Origin of the sequence: Actinomyces sp. oral taxon 170 str. F0386 (genome assembly GCF_000195595.1) — a bacterium.
Taxonomy (GTDB): domain Bacteria; phylum Actinomycetota; class Actinomycetes; order Actinomycetales; family Actinomycetaceae; genus Actinomyces.
The window spans coordinates 90,830-115,528 of sequence record NZ_GL882511.1 but is presented as its reverse complement, the minus strand read 5'-3'; the positions used below and the strand labels follow the sequence as shown (position 1 = coordinate 115,528).

Below are 24,699 nucleotides of genomic sequence, written 5' to 3'. Positions count from 1 at the left end.
CTCCTTAAGATCATCGCGGCCGGTTCTCGCCGGTCAGGGCCGCCTCAGTCCCAGTCCAGCCCGCCGCGGCGCCACTCGAGCACGTAGGGCACGGTGATGAGGCCGATGAACAGGACGGCGGCCCCCAGCCCGAAGAACCCCAGGCGTCCGAAGGCGGTGGCCCAGGGGTAGAGGAAGACCACCTCGACGTCGAAGATGATGAAGGTCATGCCCACCAGGTAGAAGGAGACGGGAAAGCGCCCGTGCTCGGTGTTGGCCGGAGTGGGGTCGATGCCGCACTCGTAGTTGGCGACCTTGACCCGGTTGCGCCGGGCGGGGCTGACGATGGCGCTCAGCGCCAGGCCGCCGATGGCGACCACGAGGGCCAGGGCGGCCATGATGAGCAGGGAGGCGTAGGGGTTCATGCTTCCGGCACCATCCTTGTCAGGAGCTGGATGAAGTGGTCGATTCCGTCGCCGCCGCGGCGCTCCCACCCGTCGGACAGGAGCTTGGTGACGAGCCTCATGAGGCGCTTGCGGGGCAGCCCGTAGCGGGTGCACAGGCGCATGACCTCGGGGTGCTCGATGAGGGCGACGAAGACGCGTCCGAGCGTGTAGTAGCCACCCATCTCAGCGCTGAGGGCCTTGGGGTACTGGGCCAGGACCTGCTCACGGCCCGACGTCGTGGAGCGGGCGGCGGCCTGGGCGGCGGCCTGGGCGGCCAGGCGACCGGACATGAGGGCCTGGGCGATGCCCTCGCCGTTGAAGGGCGAGACCATGCCGCCGGCGTCGCCGAGCAGCATGAGGCCCTCGGCGTAGTGGGGCTTGCGGTTGAAGGCCATGGGCAGGGCGGAGCTGACCAGGCCGCCGACCTGGTTCTCCTTGGTGAAGCCCCAGGAGGCCGGGACATTGTCCATCCAGCGGTTGAACACGGCCCGGTAGTCGATGGCGGTGGCCGAGGCGCGCGACGACACCGAGCCGAGCCCGACGTTGACCAGCCCCTCCCCCACAGACCAGATCCACCCGTAGCCGGGCAGGAGGTCGGACTTGCCGGGCTTGCCGTCCCACAGCTCGAGGCGCGACTCCATCCAGGCGTCCTTGGCGCGCGGCGAGCGGAAGTAGGCGCGCACGGCCACTCCCATGGGGCGGCGCTCGTTCTTGGTGCGTCCGACGGCGGTGGCCAGGCGGGCCGAGACCCCTCCTGCGTCGATGACCAGGGGGGCGGTGAAGGTGGTGGGGCCCTCGATGCCGGGGAAGGCGACCCGGTTGGTAGGGCGGGCCTCGACGCCGGTGACCCGACCGGCGGGTGAGGTGACGGGGCCGGTGACGGTGACGCCGGTGAGCAGGCGAGCGCCGGCCGCGGCGGCGTGCTCGGCCAGGTCCCGGTCGAGCAGGGCGCGGGGACGGGCCATCCCGTAGGAGGGGAAGGAGGCCTGCTCGGGCCAGGGGAAGTGGAGGAGATGGCCGCCGCCGATGACGCGCAGTCCGCGGTTGCGCTGCCAGCCGGAGGTGTCCACGCCCATGGAGACGAGCTCGCGCACGGCCGAGGGCGTCAGGCCGTCGCCGCATACCTTGTCGCGGCCGAGTTCCTGCTTCTCCAGGAGGATGACGTCGAGGCCGAGGGTGGCCATGTGGAAGGCTGCTGAGGAACCGGCGGGACCGGCGCCGACGACGATGACGTCGGCCGTGGCGGAGGCGCTGGACTGGGCAGCTGCCTGAGTCACTCGGGCTCCCCTCCTCGGTGCATCTGGTACGGCAGGTGTTGTCGTAGGCATCACAGTTGGCACCGTAATGCAGGCCCCGCGCTCGACGGAGCCTGCGCCGACTGTACCCAGGGGGCGCACACCTCTTGAACGAGACCGCCCCAGATGGTGCACATCAGAGGTTTTCGTTGCTGTGGCGGCAATGCGGGAGCAAGGTCCCGCAGAGGCCGGAGGGCGAGCCGCTCCAGAATTACGCTGCAAGTGAGTGACGAATTTCAACGTCGTCGGACGGGACCTGGGTCCTAGGCGGCTCGAGGCGCCTCGGTCAGGATTTGCGATGATGCTCCTATGAGCCGATCGCCTCTTCGAGCCACCCTCACCAAGGACCCGCGCGAGGTCGCCGGGATGTTCGACGCCGTCGCACGCCGGTACGACCTGTCCAACGACGTCATGAGCCTGTTCCAGGTGCACATGTGGCGCCGGGTGACGCGCGCGGCCGTGGCCGCCGGACCGGGAATGCGTGTCCTGGACCTGGCTGCGGGAACCGGCACCTCCTCGGTGGAGTACGCCGCCGACGGCGCTGAGGTCGTGGCCTGCGACTTCTCCACCGGTATGGTGGCCGAGGGCAAGCGCCGCCACCCCGAGATCGCCTTCGTGGCAGGGGATGCGACCTCCCTGCCCTTCGCCGATGAGACCTTCGACGTCGTCACCATCTCCTACGGGCTGCGCAACGTGCAGGACACGGCGCGGGCGCTGGCGGAGATGCACCGGGTGACGGTCCCGGGCGGACGGATCGTCATCGCGGAGTTCTCCACCCCGGTCTCGCGAGTATTCCGTCGCATGTACCGCTTCTACCTGGGCAGCGCCCTGCCGGCCGCGGCGCGCCTGGTCTCATCGAACACGCAGGCCTATGACTACCTCGGCGAGTCGATCCTGGCCTGGCCGGACCAGAGGGAGCTGGCCGGTCTCATGCACGAGGCCGGTTGGCGAGGCGTGGGGTATAAGAACCTCTCCGGCGGAATCGTCGCCGTCCACCGGGCAACTCGCGGCGCGCAGACCGCGCAAGCCGAGTCGTGAGGGCCGATCACTGCCGGGCAGCTCCGCCGCGGCTGTCCTTCCGCACCCACGAGCTGCCTGACGGAGCACTGGAGGGGCTCGAGCTCATTGACCTGCTGGCGGGCCGCACCGATGTCTGCTCCTGGGTCCACGAGAGGCACGGGCTCATCGGTCTGGGACGCGTCCTGACGGTCGAGGCGCGCGGCGACGAGCGCATCGAGGCACTGAGGACGGCGTGGCGGTCCGTCGTCGGCGCGGCCTGGTGGCGCGACGCGCTGGTACGCCCCGGGACCGGGCCGGTCGCCCTGGGCGCGATCACCTTCTCCCCCGCCTCAGAGCTGGCCTCGGTGATCCTGGTCCCCGAGGTGCTCATCGGGCGCGATGACGACGGCGCCTGGCTGACAACCGTCATGTCCGCGGCATCCGAAGGAACGGAACCGGAGCACCCGGATCCCCAGGCGCTCATCAAGACGCTGGTGGCCAGGGCCCGCACCGCCCTCGGCCAGGAGCACGCGCACGGCGGCAGCGACCCGGACGAGGCTCGCGCCGCCGTCGAGATGGGGGCGCTCAGCGAGGAGCAGTGGTGCCGAGCGGTGGCGGACGTCCAGGAGCGGATGCACTCGGGGCGGGCCCGCAAGGTGGTCCTGGCCCGAGACGTCCTGACCTACCCATCCGCACCGGTCGCCACCGGCACGGTACTGCGGCGCCTGACCGCCGACTACCCCTCCACCTGGACCTTCGCTGTCGACCAGATGGTGGGAGCCAGTCCCGAGCTGCTGCTGCGGCTGCGCGACCGGCGTCTCATGAGCCGGGTGCTGGCTGGTACCGCCCGACGACGCACCGGTGAGGACGCGCTGGCCACAGCCCGCCTAGCGGCCTGGCTGGAGGGATCGGAGAAGAACAATCGGGAGCACGAGCTGGCCAGGGCCTCGGCGATCACGGCGCTGGAGCCGCTGTGCTCGGTGGTGGAGGCCCCGGCGCGCTTCGTCCTGACGCTGCCGAACGTGCTGCACCTGGCCAGTGACGTCACCGGGGTCGTCGCCGGGGACACCGGCGCCCTGGCACTGGTGGACGCTCTGCACCCGACGGCGGCCGTGTGCGGGACACCGACGCCGGCGGCCGCGCGCCTCATCGAGGAGGCGGAGTCCATGGACCGGGGGCGTTACGCCGGCCCCGTGGGCTGGGTCGACTGGCACGGCGAGGGCGAGTGGTGCATCGCGCTGCGCAGCGCCCAGCTGCCCGCCGACGGCGTCGGCCCGCACGCCCCCGCTCGGGTCTTCGGGGGCTGCGGCATCATGCCGGACTCCGATCCGGTCGATGAGCTGGCCGAGACCACCGCCAAGATGCGCCCCGTGCTGGGCGCGCTGGGCGTACTCCCCTGATCAGGAGTCCTTGCGCTCAGCCAGGGTCACATCGATGTCCTGCTTCTTGGAGTCACGGATGACCGCGAGCTTGACCTTGTCGTTGGCGGAGTACTGACGCACGTAGCCGGTCAGTGCCGAGCCCTGGGAGGTGGTCTTGCCATCGATGGCGATGACGACGTCGCCCTTCTTGAGGCCGGCCTTGTCGGCGGGCGAGCCGCTCTCAACCGAGGTGATCCTGGCACCGGCTCGCTTGGCGCCGTCGGCCTCAGCGGCGTCGGTGTCGAGGCTGACCCCCAGGTAGGCGTGGGTGGCCGACCCCGACTCGATGAGCTGCTTGGCGACCTTGTCTGCCAGCTTGACGGGAATGGCGAAGCCGATCCCGATGCTGCCCGAGCCGGCCTCCCCGGAGCTGGAGCTACCCATCGTGGCGATCGAGCTGGTGATACCGATGACCCGGCCCTTCTCGTCGAACAGGGGGCCGCCGGAGTTGCCGGGATTGATGGCGGCATCGATCTGGATCGCGTTGGTGTACACCGCCGAGGCCGATGAGCCGCCGCCCGAGTCTCCCTCGCCCCCCTCCCCCTGGGCGTTGACGACCGGGCGGTCGAGGGCCGAGACGATGCCCGTGGTGACGGTGGAGGACAGACCCAGCGGGTTACCGATGGCCATGACGTCCTGGCCGGTGGTCAGCTTGTCGGAGTCGCCGAGCTGGGCGACGGTGAGGTCGTCAGGAGCGTCCTTGAGCTGGATGACCGCCAGGTCGGTAGCGGGGTCGGTACCAGTGGTCTCGGCCTCGTAGACGCGGCCGTCGGCCAGCGTCACCTGGATCTGCGAGGCGCTGGCCACCACGTGGTTGTTAGTGATGATGTGCCCCTCCTTGTCGAAGATGACGCCGGAGCCGAGGGCGGTGCCCTTGTCCGTGGCGATGGCGATGGACACGACGGCGTTGGACACCGCGGCCGAGACGGCCTCCCAGTCGGGGGCCTGGCCGGCGCTGTTGACGGTCTTGGTCGTGTCTCCGGTGGCGATCGCGGTGGGGGCGGCCGAGGAGCGCTGTGACGCGCCGCCGTCCCGGGCGTCGAGAGCCTTGATCGCTCCTACGGCACCGCCGGCCCCCAGCAGGGAGGCGACCACCACGGAGGCGACCAGGGCGAACCATCCCGGTCCCCGGCGCCGCTTCGACCCGTTCTCGCTGCCGGTGACGTTCGAGGTCGCGTAGAAGGACTCCCCGGCGCCGGCCGACGCGTAGCCACCGGGCGTCGTCGGAACGCTCGTGTAGGGCGAGCCGAGGTGGGCCTGCTGGCCCGGGTGGGACTGCTGGGAGGCTGACTGGTTGTAGGGCGCCTGCTGCCCCTGGGAGTAGGCGGGGTACTGGCCCTGCTGCTGGGACGCGGCGTAGACCGACGTCGGCTGGTCGGCGGGCATCTGCGACGTGGCCTGGCCCGCGGGCAGCTGCTGGGTGTACTCCGTGCGCCCGCCGGCCACGGCCGGAGCGGCCCCGGGCAGGGCCGGTGCGTCCTGGGAGGCGCCGGCGCCGTAGGCCTGTGACAGATCCTCATAGCCGGCCTGGTGCGGGGGCACGCTCGGGGGCTCACTGCCGGAGGCGGCTGCGGCCGATCCGCCCTGGCTCAACGCGGACGGGGAGCCGACACCGGTGTGACTGCCCTCTGCCGCCTGTCCGGGCTCAGCGGGCCGGTAGGCCTCCGGGTTCGTCTCGTCGTATCCGCTCATCTGTGTGTTCCTCCTCGGGCCGTGTGCCCTGTCCAGGTCCGCAGGTAGACAACATCAGGGCTCTGCGCCGTTTCCGACTATTTCCTGAGGCTCTGCTGTGGATCGTGTAACCGTTGTGTCGCAGCGCGCTGAGACGGAGGGGCGCGGGCCCGGAGTGAGCCGACGATCGCCCTCTACGGATCTCATCGTGCGCGGTGGTGTCTATCTCTATCGTCGTTCATGTTGTCTCAGCGTGAAGCGTGCGCATCCTCGACCGCCCAGACGACGACGCTGAGGCCTTCGACCGGCTCTGCCAGGAGCGTCTGAAGGGCCGCGGCATCCTCGGGGATGCCGACACGAGCCCCCAGGGCGGTGGCCAGTGCAGAAATACTCGCACACTGCGGGGCGGCGAAGAGGCGTTCGAACCGACCGGATGCCGTGGTGCGGGCATACTCGAGGTGGGAGAAGATCGTTCCTCCGCCGTCGGCGACGACGATAACCTGAAGGTCGGCCTCCGCCTCACGGACTCCTCTCCCCATTGACATGGCGTCGTGCAGGAAGGCGAGATCTCCCATGACGGCACGAACCGGCCTGCCCGAGGCCATCCACAGTCCGATACCGGTGGCGATGGTGCCGTCGATTCCCGCCAGGCCGCGGTTGGCGGTGGCCCTCGGGGCCGCATCCGCGGGACGGGCGAGGCGGTCGAGGCGACGCACCGTCATCGAGGAGCCGACCAGCAGGGCGGGGGCGTCGGGCGCCAGACTCGCCTCCCACACGGCACTCACCGCGGCGTTCGCGACGGCGTCGGCACTGCCGGGATGCTCCGGCTCGGGCAGGTCCGCGACGGCCCGGCGCCAGGCCGCGGTCCAGGCGGCGTCGGCCCGCACCAGGCCGAGGCCGGCGATCAGGCGGGCCGCCCGGGAGCCGACCTCCTCGGCGGGGGCGAGCCCGGTGCCGTCAAGGGGGATGACGCGGTCGGCGCACCCGGAGACGTCGGTCCACCGGGCACGCTCGGTCAGGACGGTGATCTCCAGGTCATCACGCCCCAGGAGCGCGGTGACGGATCGGCTGAGGCTGGGGTGGCCGACGACGATGAGGTGTCCGGCCTGCTCAACGAGATCTCGTCCCGGTCCGGTGGCCAGGAGCTCGGCGTAGCGGGTCAGGGCCTGGGGGCCACTGCGGGCATGGGACGTGGGCTCGGCCAGAAGCGGCCAGTCGAGGAGCTCGGCCACGGTCCTGGCCAGGGCGCCGACGGCGGGACGGGCGGTATCCCCGGCGACGACGACACCCGGGCGTCCCCCGTCCGGTCGGTTGCGGTCGACCTGCTCGATGCCCCTGGGAACCTGCAGCGGCTCGGCGCCCGGCACTACGTGAGCCGTCGACGGCGTCGGGAGCGGCACAGCCGCCGGCGCCGCGTCGCTCACCGCCAGGGGCGGGCGGAAGCGGGCGTTGATCTGGGCGGGACCAGGGTCTCGGCTGAGGGTCCCGGTGGCCGCGGCGACGGCGCGGCGCACCTGCCCGGCGATGGCGGCGCGGGCCGCGTCACCGCCAAGGTCGCAGGACAGGTCGGCGGGCAGGTCGACGGCCAGGCGCAGGGCCGGGGCGAGAAGACCGATCTGCTCAGTGGTCTGGCTGGCGCCGGTGCCGACCAGCTCGTGGGGCCGGTCGGCACTGATGACGAGCAGGGGGACCCCGGCGGCGTCGGCCTCGCTGACGGCCGGGTGGAGGTTGGAGACGGCCGTCCCCGAGGTGGTGACGACGGCGGCGCACCGGCTGCGCCCGGCCAGGGCGTGGGCGCGGGCGGCGCCCAGTGCGATGAAGCCGGCGCTGCGCTCATCGAGAACGACTCGCAGAGCGAGTGCCCCGGCATCGGCGGCGTCGGCCAGGGCCTCCGCCAGCGGGGCGCTGCGCGACCCCGGGCACAGGACGACCTCGCTGACGCCTTCGGCCAGGAGGGCGACCACGATGCTGCGGGCGTCGGCCAGGGCGGGCGGGAGCTTCGGGCACTCCGGGGAGTCGGTCACAGGGGTGAGGATACGAGAGCGTCCGGCCCGTGCTCCGCAGCGATTCGTCACAGTTCGGCGGGGCTCCCGCACCGATCAGCGGGTTCTACAGCGGCAGCCCGGCGACGGCCCGGCTCGGGTCGCGGGCCTCGCGCTGGCGGCGGGCGTGCAGGGCCCCGGCCAGGTGCAGCAGGCGCGTCTGCCAGTGCTTGGTGAGGTAGGGGCCCGCCTTGGCCTCGTTCAGGAGGCGCTCGGAGACGGGCGCGGCGTCATCGACGCGTAGGGCCCCGTTGCTGGGGAGGACGCTGGGCTCGGCGACGTCCCGGGTCAGCAGGCGGGCGGTGCCAAGACCGCAGGCGTGGCTGAGGGTCGGCAGGCTGAAGGCGAGGGTGGCGCCGGCCATGATGCCCACAGAGGTGTCCAGGGCGGAGGAGACGACCGCCGGTAGCCCGAGACGCTCGGCCATGTCCAGGGCCCGGTGCACTCCGCCCAGCGGGGCGATCTTGAGAATAGCGACGTCGGCCGCGCGCCGGTGGACGATCTCCAGCGGGTTGGCCGACAGCCGGATGGACTCGTCCGCGGCGATGGGGACGTCGACGGCGCGGCGCAGGTCGGCCAGGTCGTAGACGGTGGCGCAGGGCTGCTCGGCGTACTCCAGCCCGCCCGCGGCCCGGTCCATCCGTGGAAGGTTCTCGCGGGCGGTTTCCAGGTCCCAGGCCCCGTTGACGTCGATGCGCACCTTCCCCGAACGCCCCAGGGTCGAGCGGACCGCCTCGAGGCGAGCCAGGTCGGCGGAGCGCTGCTCTCGGCTGCCGGAGACCTTGACCTTGGCGGTTCTGGCCCCGGAGGCGCGCACCACCTCGGCCGCCTCCTGGGCGCCGATCTCGGGGACCGTCACATTGACGGGGATGGTCTCGCGGTAGCGGGGCAGGACGGAGTTGCCCAGGGCCTGGGACAGCCCGGATGCGAGCCAGGGCGCGCTGGCCTCCGACCCGTAGTCCCAGAACGGCGCGACCTCGCCCCAGCCGCCGGGGCCGTGGAGCAGGACACCGTCGCGGCGGGTGATACCGCGAAACGGCGTCGTCAGGGGGATGTCCCAGACCACGGCGCGGTCGATCCGGTCCAGCAGACCGGTGGAGTCCTGCGCATGAAGAGCGGCGATGTCGATCTCGCCGCTGGCATGCTGATGGTCCGGACTCACTGGGACAGAATACGCACGATCTTCAATCAACATGATGAAACCGGGACAAGGGTGGCGGGCCCCACCTCGACAAACGTCCGACGGATTCCGTCCGACGTCGTCGATCAGGGCCCCACCCCGTCCCGGTCCGGCTCGCCGGTCAGTCGCCCAGGGTGGCGACCATGACTGCCTTGATGGTGTGCATGCGGTTCTCGGCCTGGTCGAAGACGATGGAGGCCTCGGACTCGAAGACGTCGTTGGTGACCTCGACACCATCCATACCGGTGGCCTGGAAGATCTCCTCACCCACGGTCGTGTTGCGGTCGTGGTAGGCGGGCAGGCAGTGCATGAACTTGGCCTGGGGGCCGGCGATCGCCATGAGCGAGGTATTGACCTGGTAGGGGCGCAGCATGGCGATGCGCTCGTCCCAGACCTCCTTGGGCTCGCCCATGGAGACCCAGATGTCGGTGTGGACGAAGTCGACGCCGGCGACACCCTCCTCGACCGACTCGGTCAGGGTGATACAGGCGCCGGTAGACTCGGCGACCTGATGGGCCGCCGCGACGCACTCCTCATCGGGCCACAGCTCCTTGGGGGCCACGATGCGCACGTCGGCGCCCAGGAGCGCACCGTTGACCAGCAGCGAGCGGCCCATGTTGAAGCGGGCGTCGCCGACGTAGGCGTAGGAGATCTCGCCGGCGGGCTTGCCGGCGTGCTCCAGCATGGTCAGGGAGTCGCACAGCATCTGGGTGGGGTGCCACTCGTCGGTCAGGCCGTTCCACACCGGCACCCCGGACAGGGCGGCGAGCTCCTCGACCTTGGACTGCTTGTCGCCGCGGTACTCGATGCCGTCGAACATGCGCCCCAGAACCCGGGCGGTGTCCGCCACGGACTCCTTGTGGCCCATCTGGGAGCCCGACGGGTCCAGGTAGGTGACGTGGGCTCCCTGGTCGTGCGAGCCGACCTCGAAGGAGCAGCGGGTGCGCGTCGAGGTCTTCTCGAAGAGGAGAGCGATGTTCCTGCCCGCCAGGCGGCGTTCCTCCTGGCCGGCCTTCTTGGCCGCCTTGAGCTGGGCGGCCAGCTCGATGAGCGCCATCCACTCTGCGGGCGCGAAGTCGAGCTCCTTGAGGAAGCTGCGGCCCTTGAGGCCGGCGAGGACGGTGGAGTCGGGTGCGGCGAGCGCGGTCATAGGGGTCCTTTCAGTGCGGTGAGCCGGGATGATGGTAAGGCACACCCCACACCGACACCGACCACAGCCGTTGGTGCGAGACGCCTTCCACAGGCTTTGTAGAATGGCTCGAACGGTTGAATTCACGATCAGACCGGACAGAAGGGCCCCGGACAGAAGGGACGACATGATCGAAGGCAGTACAGGACGGGGCAACACAGAGCATGGTCGCTGGAGGCCAGTCACCCCCATCTCAGCGATGGTGGTGGGCCGCCTGGTTCTCGGAGTGCCTGGAGTCATCGGGCTGACGGTCATCGTGCTGGCCTGGTCCGCGATGACCGGGGCGGGTTTGGGGATCGGCCGAGCACTCTTGTTCTCCCTGGTGGCGGTGACTGTGCGCGAGGTCATCGACGCCTCCGCGCACCGGCTCATCATGCGGGCCTGGCGCTCCCGGGACGCTCACGGCCTGCTGCTGACCCTCGTTGCCGTGCTCTGCCCAGCGGTAGCCGGGTTCCTGGCCGCCCGCCTCCTCGCCCCGGCGTCGACGACGGCGCTGACGGTTCTCACGTGGCTGCCGTTCATGGCCTTCGTCGCCATGGTCGAGAGGCCGTGGGACACGTCGCTCGGTTACGACGCCGTCCAGGAGCGCATCCACCAGCCCCAACCGATCCCGCCGGAGTACGTCACCGCCGACTTCCGCGACGGCCGCAGGTTCCTCCCCGAGCTCAGACGGGTCGCACTGGCTCACACAGCGCCGTAGCCGCCGAGGCACCGCCGCAGACTGAGTCAGCGCCCGGGGAGCAGCACGTCCTCACCACCTCGACAGACATCAACTGCGACGACGATCACAGCCTTGTTAGGGTGAGGGTGCGTCACCCGTGGGCTGCGAAGCGGTAGGAGGAGCACATGAGCGCGCGCAGCATCGCTCACGCGTCGGACCACCGGCGCTGGACACCGGCCGTCCCCCTGTCGGGGGTCGTCGCGGGAAGAGTCTTCCTGGGGGTCTTCGGAGCGCTCGTCGTCGGAGCCGCGGTGGCCATCTGGTCCGTTCTCACCCACTCCGGGCTCACCTCCGACCAGATCACAGGATTCGCCATCCTGGCCACCGCGGTACGCGAGACCCTCGACGCCTCCTCGATGCGCCTGACCATGCGTATCCTGCGGACCAACGACATGAGCAGGGCCGAAAGAGTCGCCGCTGCCATCATCTTCCCCGCCGCCGGGGGCGCGGTCGCGGCGATGCTCTTCGCTCCGGTACTCCTCATCCCCCTCACCGCTCTGACGTGGATCGTTTCCATCGTCTCGACCTGCGCGCTGGAACAGCCGTGGAAGACCGCGATGTCCTACGAGGAGATGAGGGAGCGTGGCCGACAGACCCGCCTCATGACCCGGGAGCACTTCACCGAGGAGATCGCTGACGGCCGGATGACCCTCCACCCGATCGACGACGAGGGCTACTACCTCGACGAGGACGGGAACCGCATCGAGGAGTAGGGCTCCCCATCGGAAGAGACTCCTTGACTCGACAGTGATCCCGCCGTCGACATGCTCGGCGGCGGGATCACAGGCGTGTCAGGAGCCGCCCCGAGTACCACGCTCAGGACGGGCCGGCGACCGCAGGCGTCAGGACTTCTTGAAGTCGTACTGCGGGTACTTCTGAGACCAGGCGATGGCGGCCTGGTCCTCCTTGCCCTCGCCGTAGGTGTTGACAACGAGGTCCTCGAGGTTGCCGTAGGTGGCCTCATCCATCTTGATGGAGCCGAGCCATGAGGCGATCTCGGGATAGTCCTGAGCGAACCCCTCGCGTCCTAGGAAGTGGAGCCCCTCCCCCTTTCCGAAGGCGTCCTTGGGGTCCTCCAGGTCGCGCATGTTGAAGGTCGTGTTCGCCCAGAAGGGGTGCCACAGAGTGACAACGATCTCCTTCTTGGCATCAACGGCCTTCTTGAGCTCGGTGAGCATGCTCGCGGTCGAGGAGGTCAGGAACTTCATGTCCTGCAGTCCGTAGGCCGGAATCACCTTCCCCTCGGAGGCCTTGACCAGGCCGGACCCCGACTCGATGCCGACGATCCGGTTGTCGATCTGGGAGGCGTGGGGCTTGATGTCCTCGATCGAGGTCATCTCCGAGTAGTCGGGGACTGACCAGCACAGCTTGGCCGAGTCGTAGTAGCTCCCCAGGTCCTCGATGTACTTGCGGTACTTGTCCATGTAGTCCTTGTGGGTGACGTCCGGCCACGCAGAGGGGTAGAGATCGACAGCCCCCTGGCTCAGCCCCGCGTAAAGCGGTCCGGCCTCGCTCAGGTCGGTCAGCTTGATCTGGTAGCCGGCCTTCTCCAGCTGAGTCTTGAGCAGGTGGGTCATGGACAGGCCATCGCTCCAGGACGGAACGAAACCGAGCCGAAGCCGTTTTCCCCCGCCGGAGCTCCTACCGCAGGCGGACAGAGCGCCCGCTGCCGTCAGAGAGGCGAGGGCGGTGGTGAACGTGCGGCGGGAGGTTTGCATGGCGTTCCTTCGATGTGCGCCCGGCGCCGGTGAGGACGGGGCGGAAAAGCGTCGTCGAGTCATGAGTCACCGCTTCTTGATGAGTGAGAGCAACGAACCCTCCTCACGCGGCGCTCCGAGAGCCGCGGTCACCCGGTCCAGGAAGATCGCCAGGAACACGATGGACAGTCCCGCCTCGGTGCCCTTGGCGATGTCGATGGTCGACAGAGCGTTGACGACCTCCTTGCCCAGGCCGTCAGCACCGACCATGCCCGCGATCACGGCCATCGACAGGGCCAGCATGATGACCTGGTTGACGCCGGCCATGATGGTGGGAACGGCCAGTGGCAGTTGAATGCCGCGGAGGATCTGCCAGTCGGTCGCGCCGAAGGAGCGCCCCGCCTCGACGGTCTCCTTGTCCACCTGCTTGATGCCCAGCTCGGTCATCCGCACCCCGGGGGGCATGGAGAAGATGAGCGTGGCGAACATGCCGGGGACCACACCGATGGAGAAGAACAGGACCGAGGGGATGAGGTAGACGAACGCGGGCATCGTCTGCATGAGGTCGAGGACCGGACGGATGATCGCGCTGACGTACTTGTTGCGGGCGGCCCAGATCCCCAGAGGAATGGCGAAGACGAGAGCGGTCAGGGTGGCGATGGTGACCAGGACCAGCGTCTCCATCGCGTTCTCCCACTGCCCCAGGGAGATGATGAGCAGGAAGGTGATGGCCGTCCCCAGGGCCAGTCTCCACGACTTCGCCATCCACGCGATGAGCGCGAAGACGATCACCATGAGGAGCGGCGGCACAGCCAGAAGCACGTCCACCAGGGTGTCGTTGACCGAGGTCCCGGCCTGGGAGATCGCCGCGAGAAGGCCGTGAAGATGGTTCTGGATCCAGTCAATGAGGACCTCGACCGTCTTGCCCAGAGGAATCTTGGGAATGAAGGTCTGCACGGGAATCATCAGGCGTCGGCTCCTTCGGCCTCGGTGGTCTCACTGGCCTCTCCGGCCTGCTCATCGGTCTGCCCCGCCGCAGCGTCCCGCTCGACGCTGTCGGGGACGTCATCGCTGGTGGCACTCACGTCCAGGCTCTGCTCGCTGATGGCCGCCAGCAGAGTGACACGCGGGATGACGCCGGAGATGTGGCCGGCGTCGTCGACGACGACGATGGGGGCGGCGTGCTGCGCGGCATGGGCGAACAGCTCGTTGATCGGAGTCGAGTGCGACACCACGGGCATCTCGTGGATCGTGGACTGCGGAAGGACGTCGGAGCCCTCCTTGACCGCACGGGCGACGTCGTCCTCCCAGACGTATCCGAAAGGAGTCCGGTCACGGTTCTGCACCAGCAGCCACGGGGGCTGGTTCTCCCGCAGGAGCTTGTGGGCGGCGCGCGGGCTGCGGTCCGAGCCCAGGACGGCGTACGGGGGCTCGGCGATGGAGCCGGCCGTCAGCACCCGGGTGCGGTCGACGTCGGCCACGAACCGCGAGACGTAGTCGGAGGCGGGGTCGCGCAGGATCTCCTCGGCGGTGCCGACCTGCTCGACGCGTCCGTCACGCATCATGGCAATCCGATCCCCCAGCCGCATGGCCTCGTTGAGGTCGTGCGTGATAAACAGGATGGTCTTGCCGAGCTTGCCCTGGAGGTCGATGAGCTGGTCCTGCATCTCACGACGGATGAGCGGGTCGAGTGCGGAGAAGGCCTCGTCCATGAGCAGGATATCGGTCTCAGCGGCCAGGGCGCGGGCCAGGCCCACGCGCTGCCGCATCCCGCCGGAAAGCTCGCCCGGCTTGTAGCCGCCCCACCCCTCGAGGCCAACCATGGACAGGGCCTCCTCGGCCCGGCGCTCGCGCTCGGAGCGGCTCACGCCCTGGATCTCCAGACCGTAGGCTGCGTTCTCCCCCACCGTCCGGTGAGGCAGGAGGGCGAAGTTCTGGAAGACCATGGAGACGCGCTCGCGGCGAAGGTCGCGCAGCTTCGGCTTGGAGATATCGGCCAGGTCCTCCCCGTAGAGGGTCATGCTTCCCGACGTGATGGGCAGCAGGCCGTTGACCATGCGGATGAGCGTGGACTTGCCTGAGCCCGACAGCCCCATGACGACGAAGATCTCGCCCTTGTCAACGTCGAAGGACGTGTCGATGACGGCCGCGGTCTGCCCCGACTTCCTCAGCTCGTCCCGCGTCCTGCCGGCTTTAAGCTTCTTGACGCCGTCGGACGGTCGCCGCCCGAAGACCTTGTAGACATGGTTGGCCTCTATGACTTTCACAGCACTCCTCGCGATCTAGCTCCTGGGCCTGCGCCGCGAGGATCCGGAGGCGAGTTGTGTCGCCCACTTCGGGCCTCCAGGCGGCCGCAAGCCCGTTTTATAGTGCTGCGGAGCATTCAGGTGGTCAATTTGACGGTATGTACAAATTCGTTGATTTGCAGGCCCTCAGGCCTTGACACGCCTGAGGGCGTGGCCGGGGACACGCCTGGAAGGCGGGGCGGAGATCACCTCGGACGCAGAGGCGGACCCCACCGCTTCGCAACACCAGAAATGATTGAAATCATCACGGATAACGAGAACTCGCACGGGCCATGCCCATCAGGACTACAGGCCTGGCACATAACCAACAACTCGAGCATCTGCAACTGGAACTCTTCAAGACGACTGTAAGTGAATATAATCACATTTCGTTCTGGATTCCGATCCTGCTGTCTCCAGGACGGTGAGCAGCATGAAGATCGCCTACCCACCCGGCCGCATCTGCCGGCGGGATGTGAGCGAACAGTCACCGATCACGCGGATCTCCTGCGAACCAAGGCCGCCCGTCCTTGCGAATCACTAGGCTGAGGGGCGCGATCGCAACTCAGCGAGCCAACCAACGGAGGAGACCGGCGTGCCGGCTGCAGGATGGACCCCGGCGGACGGGGCGGGCCCCAGGGATTCCTCAGAGGCCCGCAGGCACAGGGTCCCAAGGCTCACGCCGATGTGCGCATCTCGAACATGTCGCTCATCCTGCGCAGCTCCGAGCTCGTCGGCGACACCGGACGCCACTCCGACAGGATGATCGAGCACGTGGCGGCCATGCTGTCCCAGGCCCTGGACGAGCTGACACGGCAGGGGACGACGGTTCCGGGAATCGTCCTGGCTCAACCCGGGATCATCGACTACGCCAATGACACCGTGCGCTACTCCTCCACCCTGGGGCGGTACGACGTCGCCCTGGTGGACAAGGTTCGCGACGCTATCGCCCGCCGCACGGGCTCCGGCCGGGACGTCCCCGTCATCACGCTGGAGAACGACGCCAAGCTCGCCGCACTGGCCACCTACGAACGCTATGCGCCGGCCGGGGTACGCAATCTGCTCTACCTGTCGGGCGGGGAGGGCATCGGTGCGGGCATCATCGCCGACGGCCACCTCTTTCGGGGCTGGCTGGGCCTGACCGGCGAGGTCGGGCACATGCCCGTGGAGCCCGAGGGCCTGCTGTGCCGGTGCGGACGACGCGGCTGCTGGGAGACCCGCTCCGGCCTGGAAGCGCGCCTCCTGGACAGGCGCGCCCAGGTGAAGGTAGAGGTTTCCCACCTGGGGCAGTGGGCGTCGTCGCACGGGGCAGCTCTCGTGGCGCTGGAGTCGGTACTCGACACCCCCTGCCTGGGCGGAGGCCCATCCGCAGGAGGCCACCAGGTTCTTCCTCATGTCCGACCGGGTCACGGCCACCGCCGACGGTCCCGTAAGCATCGACCTGCTGGCCTCCTGGTTCGCCGACCAGGCCCAGCCGGACACCGGTTGCGACGTCTCACGCTGGTGGCAGGCCCACGACCGCACCACCGGTCGGGAACTGCCCATCACGGGGTGGAGCCTGGAGGCCGACGGACGCACGGTCACCGTGCAGGAGGCACTCGCCGGGCACGTCTACACCGTCAGCTTCCTGGCGACCCAAGGTCTGGGACCCGACCCAGATGTACAACTACCTCACCAACGGCTGGGGCGACGACCCCTCGCGCGTGAGGGAGAAGCTCTTCGACGTGCGCCATGAGGTCACGTGGGCCCATGTGCGCTCCCACCTGAGTGCCTGGCTCTCCACACACCCCGAGGTGGACGTGGTCCGCTTCACCACCTTCTTCTACCACTTCACCCTCGTCTACGGCACCGACGCCGCTGAGCGCTACGGCGAGCACTTCGCCGCCACCGGCATCGACGCCGTCGTCGGCTCCGTCGGCCCGGGGGCGACCTGCAGGATGATCGCCGACATCCCCCACGTCCGTTACACCGAGGGCCGGTTCCTGCCCTACTTCTTCCCCGACGTCTTCCACCCGGGCGGCGACCCGGTCGCCGAGGCGAACCACAGCTGGCTGGAGGCCCGGCGCGCCATCGTGCGGTCCCCTCTGGACCGGATCGGCTACGGCGGCTACCTGTCCCTGGCCGTCGAGCACCCCGACTTCATCGACTGCATCGAGCAGATCGTCGCGGAGTTCCGCGTCATCGGTTACGACCGCCGTTTCCTGTCGGACACCGCCGCCTGGTGGGCCGTCGAGGTGCTCGTCGGCTTCAAGTGGATCAGCGCCAAGATGGCCGAGACCGGCGCCGTCATCGGAGGCGAGTCCTCGGGCGGACTGACCGTGCGCGGTCACATCCCCTGCAAGGACGGGGTCTACGCCGGCTCCCTGCTGGTCGAGGCGGTGGCGGCCTCGGGCAAGAAGCTCTCCGAGCTCTACACCGACATCGTGGCCAGGTACGGTGAGCTCGTCATGGTGGAGGGTGCCTACGGCTTCACCTCCGAGCGGCGCGCCGAGCTGGAGGAGCGCATCTTCTGCGCCCACGATCTTCCCGCCTTCGCCCACGACGTCGAGCGCGTCTCGTGGGAGGACGGCTGCAAGGTCTACTTCACGGGCGGCGGCTGGGTGACGATCCGCTTCTCGGGCACCGAGCCGCTCCTACGGGTCTTCGCCGAGATGTCCACCGGTGACGAGGCCCGGACGACCGCGGCCGCCGTCGCGGGCCACTACGGCCTGGACGCCTGAGACGAGCAGGAGGAGAGGATCCACATGACTGACACGATGACTGACGCAGCGGACCGGACCCGTACCGCCGTCATCCTGGCCCGGGGTCTGGGGACCCGCATGCGGGCGGCCGGCCCGGCCGGCTCCGGCCTGACCTCCCAGCAGGCCGCTGCCGCCGCCAGCGGCTACAAGGCCCTCATGCCCATCGGCGGGCACCGGCTCATCGACTACGGCCTGGCGGCCCTGGCCGACGCCGGGATCGAGCGGGCCGTCCTGGTCGTCGGCCCTGAGCACGAGGACTTCCGCCGTCACATCGACTCCTTGGAGCTCAGGCGGCTCACGATCGACCTGGCCGTCCAGAGAGAACCCCTGGGAACGGCCGACGCCGTCCTGTCCGCCGAGTCGGCCGTGGGCGGGGAGCCCTTCCTCATGGTCAACGGGGACAACTACTACCCTCGCCGGGCGCTGCGCGACCTGGCCCGTCACCGGGGCAACGCGCTGGCCGGCTTCGATCGCGCCGCGCTCGTGACCGACTCCAACATCCCCGCGGAGCGGATCGCCGCCTTCGCCCTCGTGCGCGCCCGCGACGGACTGCTGGAGGAGATCGTCGAGAAGCCCTCCGCCCAGGCCGTCCAGGCCGCCGGGGCCCACGCCCTGGTGTCGATGAACGCCTTCGGCTTCACGGCCGAGATCTTCACCGCCTGCCGCCGGATCACCCCCTCGCCGCGCGGCGAGCTAGAGATCGTCGACGCCGTACGCGCCCTACGCGGCCCGGTGTCGGTCCTCCCCTCCACCGGTGCGGTCCTGGACCTGTCGCGCCGCGAGGACATCGGTGAGGTCGAGGCCCGCCTGGCCGACGTGGAGGTGTCCCTATGAACCAGGAGGTGGGGCAGGAAAAGACCCAGGGCCCCGAGGAGGTCGCGTGGAGGGTGCCGGGGCGCGTCGAGGTCCTGGGCAAGCACACCGACTACGCCGGCGGCCCGGTCCTGGTCGGCGCCGTCGACCGGGCGATCACGGCGCATGCGCGCCGCGCTCGGGGACCGCAGTCGTCCCTGACCGCCACCACCGACGGCGGCGATCCCATCACCCTGCGCGCCGGGGTGGACCCCGCTCTGGAGCCGGGCCACTGGGGGCACTACCTTCAGACGGTGCTGGACCGCCTCACCCTCAACTTCGGGGCCGGAGCGGCGGCCCATGTGTCCGTCTCCTCGGACCTGCCGCCGGCCTCCGGGATGAGCTCGTCCTCCGCGCTCGTGTGCGCCACCGCTCTGGCCCTGGCTTCCCTCAATGGCTGGGACCGGGATCCTCGGTGGATCGAGGCGATGCCCGACCGGCTGCCCTTGGCCGGCTACCTCGCCGCCGTGGAGGGCGGACGGAGCTGGCGGGACCTGCCGGGGACCAGCGGGGTGGGCACCCACGGTGGCAGCGAGGACCACACCGGCATGCTGTGCGGCGCCCAGGACCGGCTGCTCCTGGCCGGCTTCGACCCGATGCGCATCGACCAGAGCCTCCCTTTCCCCTCGCAGTGGGCACTCGTCATCGGTGTGAGCGGAGTGCTGGCGCACAAGACCGGCGCGGCCCTGGAGGACTACAACCGCGGACCGAGCACCGTCCAGTCGGTGCTGGCCAGGTGGAACAGGGCCACCGGGCGCGCCGATGCCTCCCTGGCCGGCGCGGTCCGGCACCTGGTCGGGGACGCCACCGGCGAGCAGATGGCCAAGGATCCCGCGCTGCGGGACCTGCTGGGGCTGTGCGAGCCCGGCTACGAGCGGGAGAGGATCGAGCAGTTCCTCATCGAGTCACTCGTGCTGGTGCCGGCCGGCGCCCGGCTGATCGCCGCGGCAGATCCCGGCATCGGCGAGGTCCTGGAGCGCTCCCAGGCGCTGGCCGACCGGGGGCTGCGCAACCAGGTGCCGCAGACCCGGCTCATGGCGTCCCTGGCCCGTGGGATGGGGGCCATCGGCGCCTCCTCCTTCGGTGCTGGGTGGGGCGGGTCGGTGTACGCCCTCGTTCCGGCCGATGACGCCAAGGACTTCGCCTCGCGGTGGCTCCAGGCCTATCGGGATCGCGAGCAGGAGGCCGAGCGGGCCGCCACGATCGTGACCAGGCCGGGCCCGGGGGCCTGCCGGCTGCTGTGACCGGCAGCAGCGCTCACACGGCGTCGCGGGTGACGGGGCAGGTCATGCAGTGCGAGCCGCCGCGTCCGCGCACGAGCTCGACGCCGGGGGTCTCGACGACCTCGATGCCGGCCTTGCGCAGGGCGTCGTTGGCGCGCTGGTTGTGGGCGTATCCGATGACCCGCCCGGGCGCCAGGGCGACGACGTTGCAGGAGTCGCGGGCGAGCTCGCGCAGGGCCTCAGCCTCATCGGAGGCACCGGGGCTGATGACGCGGAAGGAGTCGATGCCGGCGGCGCGCGCGAGGACAGCGTCCATCTCGGAGCCGTCGTGGACCGTCACCTTGAGGGCCCTGCCCGCTTCTCCGGGCTCGATCTCCACGGTGGTGACCTCGGTGAAGCCGGGGAAGCGCAGGTAGGTGTCGGGGCTGACCTTGGTCATGAGGGTGTCCAGGTGCATGACGGCCTCGAGCTGGGTGTAGAAGGCGGCGTCGGGCATGTGGACGCCGATGACCCTGTCCGCCACCCCGGCCTCGAAGAGCTGGGAGGCCAGGCGCTCCACGCCGGCAGCGGTGGAGCGGTGGGTGAGCCCCATGACGAGGGTCCGGTTGCCCAGGATCTGGAAGTCGCCGCCCTCGATGGTGGAGGCCGCCGAGACCCGCCCCTGCTCGCGCCACAGACGGGCGGCCGGGTCGGTGGAGCCGCCGAGCTCGGCCAGGCGGGGGGCGAAGGCGGGGTGGTGGCGGTAGACGGCCTCGTAGCCGACGGCCTCGCGCCGGCGGGGCTCCAGGGCCATGGAGTTGACGGAGGCCCCGCCGTAGAGCCAGGCGGAGGTGTCACGGGTGAAGAGCAGATTGGGCAGGGGGGTGACGACGAACTGCCCCTCCAGGGTGGATAAGTAGGTGGAGGAGAACAGGTCGCGTCCGTCGGCCGAGCTGAGTCGCTCGCGCAGGTCGGTGCGGGTGATGCCTGCCAGGAGCACCTCGGCGAGCTCGGCGTCGGGCAGGGACTGGAAGTAGTCGATGAGCAGCTCGGAGGCTGAGACGCCGACGACGTCGGGGCCGACGGCCTCGTCCAGCACGAGGCCTCGGGCCTCGGGGACGGCGAGAACCTCGGTGAACAGCTCGCGGAAGTCGTGGACGATGACGCCCTCGGAACGGAGGATGGCGGTGAAGGCGTCGTGCTCGGCCTGCGCCCGGGGAATGTTGAGGGCGTCGTCGAAGAGCAGGGAGTCGGCGTTGATGGGGGTCAGGCGGGCGATCTCCCCGCCGGGCCGGTGGACGATCACCTCGCGCAGGGCGCCGGTCTCGGAGTCGACTCGCCCCCCGCCATCGGCTACGGGAATGAAGGGGCGGCTGGCGGTCTCACCGGTCTGCGTCATGGTCACAGGGTAGCGGGAGGTAGCGGGAAGCAGAGGGCGCACCGGCCTCCCGGCCGGGCGGCTCATGGAGCGGTCGCTGCCATCGTCAACGGCTTTTGTTGAGCGACGAATCAACTGGGGCGTCAAAGATGCATACTTGTCGCAAACCGCAAGAATGGTAAGATAAATTGTCCTTTGAGGCCTCTTTCCAGACAGGAGTTCCCCTAATGAAAACCGCCGCCCGCCTCACCCTTGTTGCTCTGCTCTTAGCGGGCCTCGCCGCACCGGCCAGCGCCGCACCAGCCGCCGCTCCTGTGAACCAGGACGACTCACCAACGACATTCGCCAGAGCCAGGATGTACCCGGGCTACTGCCTCATCAACCCAGGAGTTTGCTACGAGCCCTGGGGGAAGCCGTGGCATGACTGGTGACATGGAAGGTCGACGCCTCTGGGCTTGCCTGCTCGTGATGGTAAGCTCAGAGGCGTCGACATCTATATAATTTGACGTTCATACACTAATTTTTCGGCAACACAATATCGTTTTATTGCAGAATGCAGAGTACTAGTTTATTCTACGCAACCTGGGTGCGACTTAACAAGTTCTTGCCGCACCTAAGGATCGCCATTCTCTTGTCGTCCGTGCTGCCAATATTTTCTTTAGACTTAATTATCTTAGCCAACTACAGCGATCGATCTTTTTTAATTCTGGAGGCCGTTCAACTTTCTACCTTCTTTATATATTGTGCCACAAAAAAACGAAACGTTGGCGCATTTATTTTTTCGGCGACACTGCTGTTCGGCTTCATCCATCCTACATTACGTCCAGGATGGAGCTGGTGTCTTGTTTTTGCTGTTGTTATCGACCTCCTCATCTCTAAGTACATAAAACTAGCCATCATTCAGTTCCTTGTACTGTACATTGCACAATTATTAGCCGGCTATCGACCACTTGTGGCCACTGTTTCTATATTTTTCGCTGCTTTGGTGTGTTCATCCGCCAGCATCGTGATTCGCGACGCCAGGGAACGTCTTGAGAAGATGCAACGCGAGGCGGAACGCTCCAAGGAAATCGCCGCCGAGCTCATTCAGCAGCTGCGCCGCGACATTGCCGACAGCCTCCACGACGACCTGGCCGCCGACCTCACCCGCATGCTCATCATCTCCCGCTCCATCAGGCTCCCCCACGGCGACGACCGCGATCGTATGCTCGATCTTCAGGACCGGACCCAACAGGCCCTCACCCACCTGCGCCTCCTCATCCACAACCTCGCTGTCTCCCAGGGACCGCCCAAGGAGGAGCCCACCCTCCAGGAGATCGTCGAGTCCAGCGCCTCCACGTTGGCTCAGCGTGAGATCGTCCTGGACGCGGACCTCGACGGTATCGAGAGGATTCCCTCGTTGCACCGCTCCGAGCCCGGCCGGCTCCTGGTCGCCTTCATCCGCGAGAACACTCTCAACGCCCTCAAGTACAACTCCCCGCACGATCTGGTCTCCCTCTTCGTGGAGCAGGAACGGGACACCCTCTTCATCAGCTGCAGCTCACCCTGGCGGGAGCAGAAGGTCCCCGAGGAGATGCACGGAGGGTACGGTTTATGGGCGCTTCGGGATCGGTTCGAGAACGCCGGAGGGTCGCTGAGCTCCAACCGGATCGGAACCTCCTGGACCGTTCTCGCCAGTCTCCCCTGGAGTGAGACCGCCATACCAGCCACTAATGCGAGATCCCTCATTTCACCGCCGGACGGAGTCGCTTATGCCTAGTCACACCCTGCGTTCCCTGCGAGTCCTCATCGTCGACGACGATCCTCTCATCCGTACCACCTTCGCCGAGCAGCTCGATTCACAGCGGGCCATTACCGTCGTCGCCGCCGCCTCCGGTGGGCGGCAGGCCATCAGTCTGCTTATGACCGGGCAGCAGCCCATCGACGTCGTCCTGCTGGACAGCGACATGCCGGATATGGACGGCGCCCGGACGGCCAGAGCGATCTATGAGCGCTTCCCCAGGATGCCCATTGTCATGTTCACCGTCTTCAGCCGCGACGAGATGCTCACCGACGCCCTGGCCGAGGGCGTCAACGGGTTCATCACCAAGGATGAGAGCACAGAGAATGTCGCCGCCGCCCTCCTGCGCGCCAGCCGCGGCGAGCCCGTCATGTCCTCACGCCCCACGAAGATGCTTGTCGACGCCTACCAGTCCGAGCAGAAACGCGCCACCGCGGAGGCTCGTATCCAGGAGCTGGTCAACGAGCTGCCGCCCCGGCTCCAGGACGTCTACACCTGTCTTCTGGAGGGCCTGACCAACCGGCGGATCGCCCGCAAGCTCGGTATCTCGGAGAACACCGTGCGCATCTACGTCTCCGAGGTCCTCCACCGCCTCGGCCACACCTCACGCACCGAGCTCATCGCCGCCGCCCTGGGGGGCTAGGACGCCACGGCGGTCGGCACCGGCCACCTGGGGCGGAGGAATCCCACGCCCTACGCTGAGGTCATGAACGCCACCCTTACCCCGGCCCACCCGCTGCCGCGCCGCGTCTCAGAGATCTTCGACCCCGCTCGCTGGCGGGAGGTGCCCGGCTTCACCCATGCCGAGCCCGGCACTCAGAGGGCCGCTGAGGGGCCCCTGGTGGACGCCCTCACAGACGTCACCTACCACCGGGGCTGCCTGCGCGATGAGAACGGGACCTGGATCAAGGACCTGCCGGTGGTCCGCGTGGCCTTCAACCGCCCCGAGGTCCGCAACGCCTTCCGCCCCCGCACCGTCGACGAGCTCTACCGGGTCCTGGACCACGCACGCATGAGCGGCGACGTCGGCGCCGTCATCCTCACCGGCAACGGTCCCTCCCCGCGCGACGGCGGCTGGGCCTTCTCCTCCGGCGGCGACCAGCGCATCCGCGGCCGGGACGGCTACCGCTACGAGCGGGATCAGGCACCCGATACGCCCAATGCACCGGCCACGGCCACTGGTAACGCGGGTGCCGGCACCTACAGCCATGAGGCCGACGTCGCAGCCGCCCAGGCCCGTCTCGACACCGCCCGGGCCGGTCGTCTCCACATCCTGGAGGTCCAGCGCCTCATCCGCACCATGCCCAAGGCCGTCATCGCCGCCGTTCCGGGCTGGGCCGCCGGGGGCGGACACAGCCTCAACGTCGTCTGCGACCTGTCCCTGGCCTCCATCGAGCACGCCCGCTTCAAGCAGACCGACGCCGACGTCGGCAGCTTCGACGCCGGCTACGGCTCAGCACTCCTGGCCCGACAGGTCGGGGACAAGCGCGCCCGCGAGATCTTCTTCCTGGCCCGCACCTACGACGCCGTCGCCGCCGAGCGCTGGGGAGTGGTCAACGAGGCGGTCCCCCACGCCGAGCTCGAGGAGCGGGCCCTGGAGTACGCGGCCACCGTGGCGAGCAAGTCCCCGCAGGCCATCCGCATGCTCAAGCTCGCCTTCAACCTGGCCGACGACGGCCTGGCCGGCCAGCAGGTCTTCGCCGGCGAGGCCACGCGCCTGGCCTACATGACCGATGAAGCCGTCGAGGGGCGCGACGCATTCCTCCAGCGCCGCACCCCCGACTGGTCACCTTTCCCGTACTACTTCTGACGCAGAATCGA

At 68.8% G+C, this 24,699-nt stretch carries 21 protein-coding genes and 1 pseudogene; 12 read left to right on the top strand and 10 right to left on the bottom strand.

What is annotated here, in order from left to right; translation table 11 throughout:
* Positions 1-44: 44 nt before the first annotated feature.
* Both ndhC and HMPREF9056_RS01265 read right to left on the bottom strand, forming a co-directional pair.
* The gene (gene ndhC, locus HMPREF9056_RS01270; protein ID WP_009402133.1) at positions 45-404 is read right to left on the bottom strand and encodes an NADH-quinone oxidoreductase subunit A; all 360 of its coding nucleotides are present in this window, start codon (positions 402-404) and stop codon (positions 45-47) included.
* The gene (locus HMPREF9056_RS01265; protein ID WP_009402131.1) at positions 401-1,702 is read right to left on the bottom strand and encodes a geranylgeranyl reductase family protein; all 1,302 of its coding nucleotides are present in this window, start codon (positions 1,700-1,702) and stop codon (positions 401-403) included. Before HMPREF9056_RS01265 ends, ndhC begins: the two co-directional genes overlap by 4 nt.
* A 327-nt stretch (positions 1,703-2,029) precedes the next feature.
* On the opposite strand from HMPREF9056_RS01265, the gene HMPREF9056_RS01260 reads away from it, so the two are divergent.
* Both HMPREF9056_RS01260 and HMPREF9056_RS01255 read left to right on the top strand, forming a co-directional pair.
* Positions 2,030-2,758, top strand: a complete 729-nt coding sequence (locus HMPREF9056_RS01260) for a demethylmenaquinone methyltransferase (RefSeq protein WP_009402129.1) — start codon at positions 2,030-2,032, stop codon at positions 2,756-2,758.
* Positions 2,755-4,119, top strand: a complete 1,365-nt coding sequence (locus HMPREF9056_RS01255; RefSeq protein ID WP_009402127.1) for an isochorismate synthase MenF — start codon at positions 2,755-2,757, stop codon at positions 4,117-4,119. The genes HMPREF9056_RS01260 and HMPREF9056_RS01255 overlap by 4 nt, the downstream gene beginning before the upstream one ends.
* Here the strand turns inward: HMPREF9056_RS01255 and HMPREF9056_RS01250 are convergent, their stop codons facing one another.
* The 4 genes from HMPREF9056_RS01250 to argF form a co-directional block, all read right to left on the bottom strand.
* The gene (locus HMPREF9056_RS01250; RefSeq protein WP_009402125.1) at positions 4,120-5,832 is read right to left on the bottom strand and encodes a S1C family serine protease; all 1,713 of its coding nucleotides are present in this window, start codon (positions 5,830-5,832) and stop codon (positions 4,120-4,122) included.
* Between the two features lie 227 nt (positions 5,833-6,059).
* Positions 6,060-7,835, bottom strand: a complete 1,776-nt coding sequence (menD, locus tag HMPREF9056_RS01245; protein WP_009402124.1) for a 2-succinyl-5-enolpyruvyl-6-hydroxy-3-cyclohexene-1-carboxylic-acid synthase — start codon at positions 7,833-7,835, stop codon at positions 6,060-6,062.
* Positions 7,836-7,920: 85 nt separating this feature from the next.
* Positions 7,921-9,048, bottom strand: coding sequence for an o-succinylbenzoate synthase (locus HMPREF9056_RS01240; protein WP_009402122.1), 1,128 nt, complete (start codon positions 9,046-9,048; stop codon positions 7,921-7,923).
* A gap of 106 nt (positions 9,049-9,154) precedes the next feature.
* Positions 9,155-10,183, bottom strand: coding sequence for an ornithine carbamoyltransferase (gene argF, locus HMPREF9056_RS01235; RefSeq protein ID WP_009402120.1), 1,029 nt, complete (start codon positions 10,181-10,183; stop codon positions 9,155-9,157).
* A 166-nt stretch (positions 10,184-10,349) separates the two neighbouring features.
* Here argF and HMPREF9056_RS01230 point away from each other — a divergent pair, with 166 nt between their 5' ends.
* Positions 10,350-10,922, top strand: a complete 573-nt coding sequence (locus tag HMPREF9056_RS01230; protein ID WP_157184971.1) for a hypothetical protein — start codon at positions 10,350-10,352, stop codon at positions 10,920-10,922.
* A gap of 146 nt (positions 10,923-11,068) precedes the next feature.
* Entirely contained in the window at positions 11,069-11,656 is a 588-nt protein-coding gene (locus tag HMPREF9056_RS01225) for a hypothetical protein (RefSeq protein ID WP_009402114.1), read from the top strand.
* 129 nt (positions 11,657-11,785) lie between these two features.
* Here the strand turns inward: HMPREF9056_RS01225 and HMPREF9056_RS01220 are convergent, their stop codons facing one another.
* From HMPREF9056_RS01220 to HMPREF9056_RS01210, 3 genes are all read right to left on the bottom strand, one after another.
* The gene (locus HMPREF9056_RS01220; RefSeq protein ID WP_009402112.1) at positions 11,786-12,661 is read right to left on the bottom strand and encodes a glycine betaine ABC transporter substrate-binding protein; all 876 of its coding nucleotides are present in this window, start codon (positions 12,659-12,661) and stop codon (positions 11,786-11,788) included.
* Positions 12,662-12,727: 66 nt separating this feature from the next.
* A complete protein-coding gene (locus HMPREF9056_RS01215; protein ID WP_009402110.1) occupies positions 12,728-13,606 on the bottom strand; it encodes a proline/glycine betaine ABC transporter permease in 879 nt (292 codons plus the stop codon).
* A complete protein-coding gene (locus HMPREF9056_RS01210) occupies positions 13,606-14,907 on the bottom strand; it encodes a glycine betaine/L-proline ABC transporter ATP-binding protein (RefSeq protein WP_009402108.1) in 1,302 nt (433 codons plus the stop codon). Before HMPREF9056_RS01210 ends, HMPREF9056_RS01215 begins: the two co-directional genes overlap by 1 nt.
* A 627-nt stretch (positions 14,908-15,534) precedes the next feature.
* Between HMPREF9056_RS01210 and HMPREF9056_RS14510 the strand changes: the two are divergent.
* The 5 genes and pseudogenes from HMPREF9056_RS14510 to HMPREF9056_RS01190 all read left to right on the top strand — a co-directional run.
* Positions 15,535-16,086 (top strand): annotated as a pseudogene (locus HMPREF9056_RS14510) (ROK family protein); the annotation flags it as partial.
* Between the two features lie 232 nt (positions 16,087-16,318).
* A complete protein-coding gene (locus HMPREF9056_RS14505; protein WP_253269895.1) occupies positions 16,319-16,660 on the top strand; it encodes a 1,3-beta-galactosyl-N-acetylhexosamine phosphorylase N-terminal domain-containing protein in 342 nt (113 codons plus the stop codon).
* Positions 16,584-17,645 carry a 1,3-beta-galactosyl-N-acetylhexosamine phosphorylase N-terminal domain-containing protein gene (locus HMPREF9056_RS14500; protein WP_009402100.1) on the top strand — a complete coding sequence of 354 codons (1,062 nt, stop codon included), beginning with the start codon at positions 16,584-16,586 and terminating at the stop codon, positions 17,643-17,645. Before HMPREF9056_RS14505 ends, HMPREF9056_RS14500 begins: the two co-directional genes overlap by 77 nt.
* 24 nt (positions 17,646-17,669) lie before the next feature.
* On the top strand, positions 17,670-18,500 hold the full coding sequence (locus HMPREF9056_RS01195; protein WP_009402098.1) for a nucleotidyltransferase family protein: 831 nt from the start codon (positions 17,670-17,672) through the stop codon (positions 18,498-18,500).
* On the top strand, positions 18,497-19,762 hold the full coding sequence (locus HMPREF9056_RS01190) for a galactokinase family protein (RefSeq protein WP_009402097.1): 1,266 nt from the start codon (positions 18,497-18,499) through the stop codon (positions 19,760-19,762). The genes HMPREF9056_RS01195 and HMPREF9056_RS01190 overlap by 4 nt, the downstream gene beginning before the upstream one ends.
* Before the next feature lie 13 nt (positions 19,763-19,775).
* On the opposite strand, the gene HMPREF9056_RS01185 is transcribed toward HMPREF9056_RS01190, so the two are convergent.
* Complete coding sequence (locus tag HMPREF9056_RS01185) at positions 19,776-21,119, bottom strand: arginine deiminase family protein (RefSeq protein ID WP_009402096.1); 1,344 nt, start codon at positions 21,117-21,119, stop codon at positions 19,776-19,778.
* 985 nt (positions 21,120-22,104) lie between these two features.
* On the opposite strand from HMPREF9056_RS01185, the gene HMPREF9056_RS14495 reads away from it, so the two are divergent.
* The 3 genes from HMPREF9056_RS14495 to HMPREF9056_RS01170 all read left to right on the top strand — a co-directional run bounded on the left by HMPREF9056_RS14495 (position 22,105) and on the right by HMPREF9056_RS01170 (position 24,688).
* Positions 22,105-22,857: a hypothetical protein gene (locus HMPREF9056_RS14495; protein WP_253269887.1), complete on the top strand. Its 753-nt coding sequence runs from the start codon at positions 22,105-22,107 to the stop codon at positions 22,855-22,857.
* A complete protein-coding gene (locus tag HMPREF9056_RS01175) occupies positions 22,850-23,521 on the top strand; it encodes a response regulator transcription factor (protein WP_009402093.1) in 672 nt (223 codons plus the stop codon). Before HMPREF9056_RS14495 ends, HMPREF9056_RS01175 begins: the two co-directional genes overlap by 8 nt.
* Positions 23,522-23,584: 63 nt before the next feature.
* A complete protein-coding gene (locus HMPREF9056_RS01170) occupies positions 23,585-24,688 on the top strand; it encodes a 1,4-dihydroxy-2-naphthoyl-CoA synthase (RefSeq protein ID WP_009402092.1) in 1,104 nt (367 codons plus the stop codon).
* Positions 24,689-24,699: the final 11 nt, after the last annotated feature.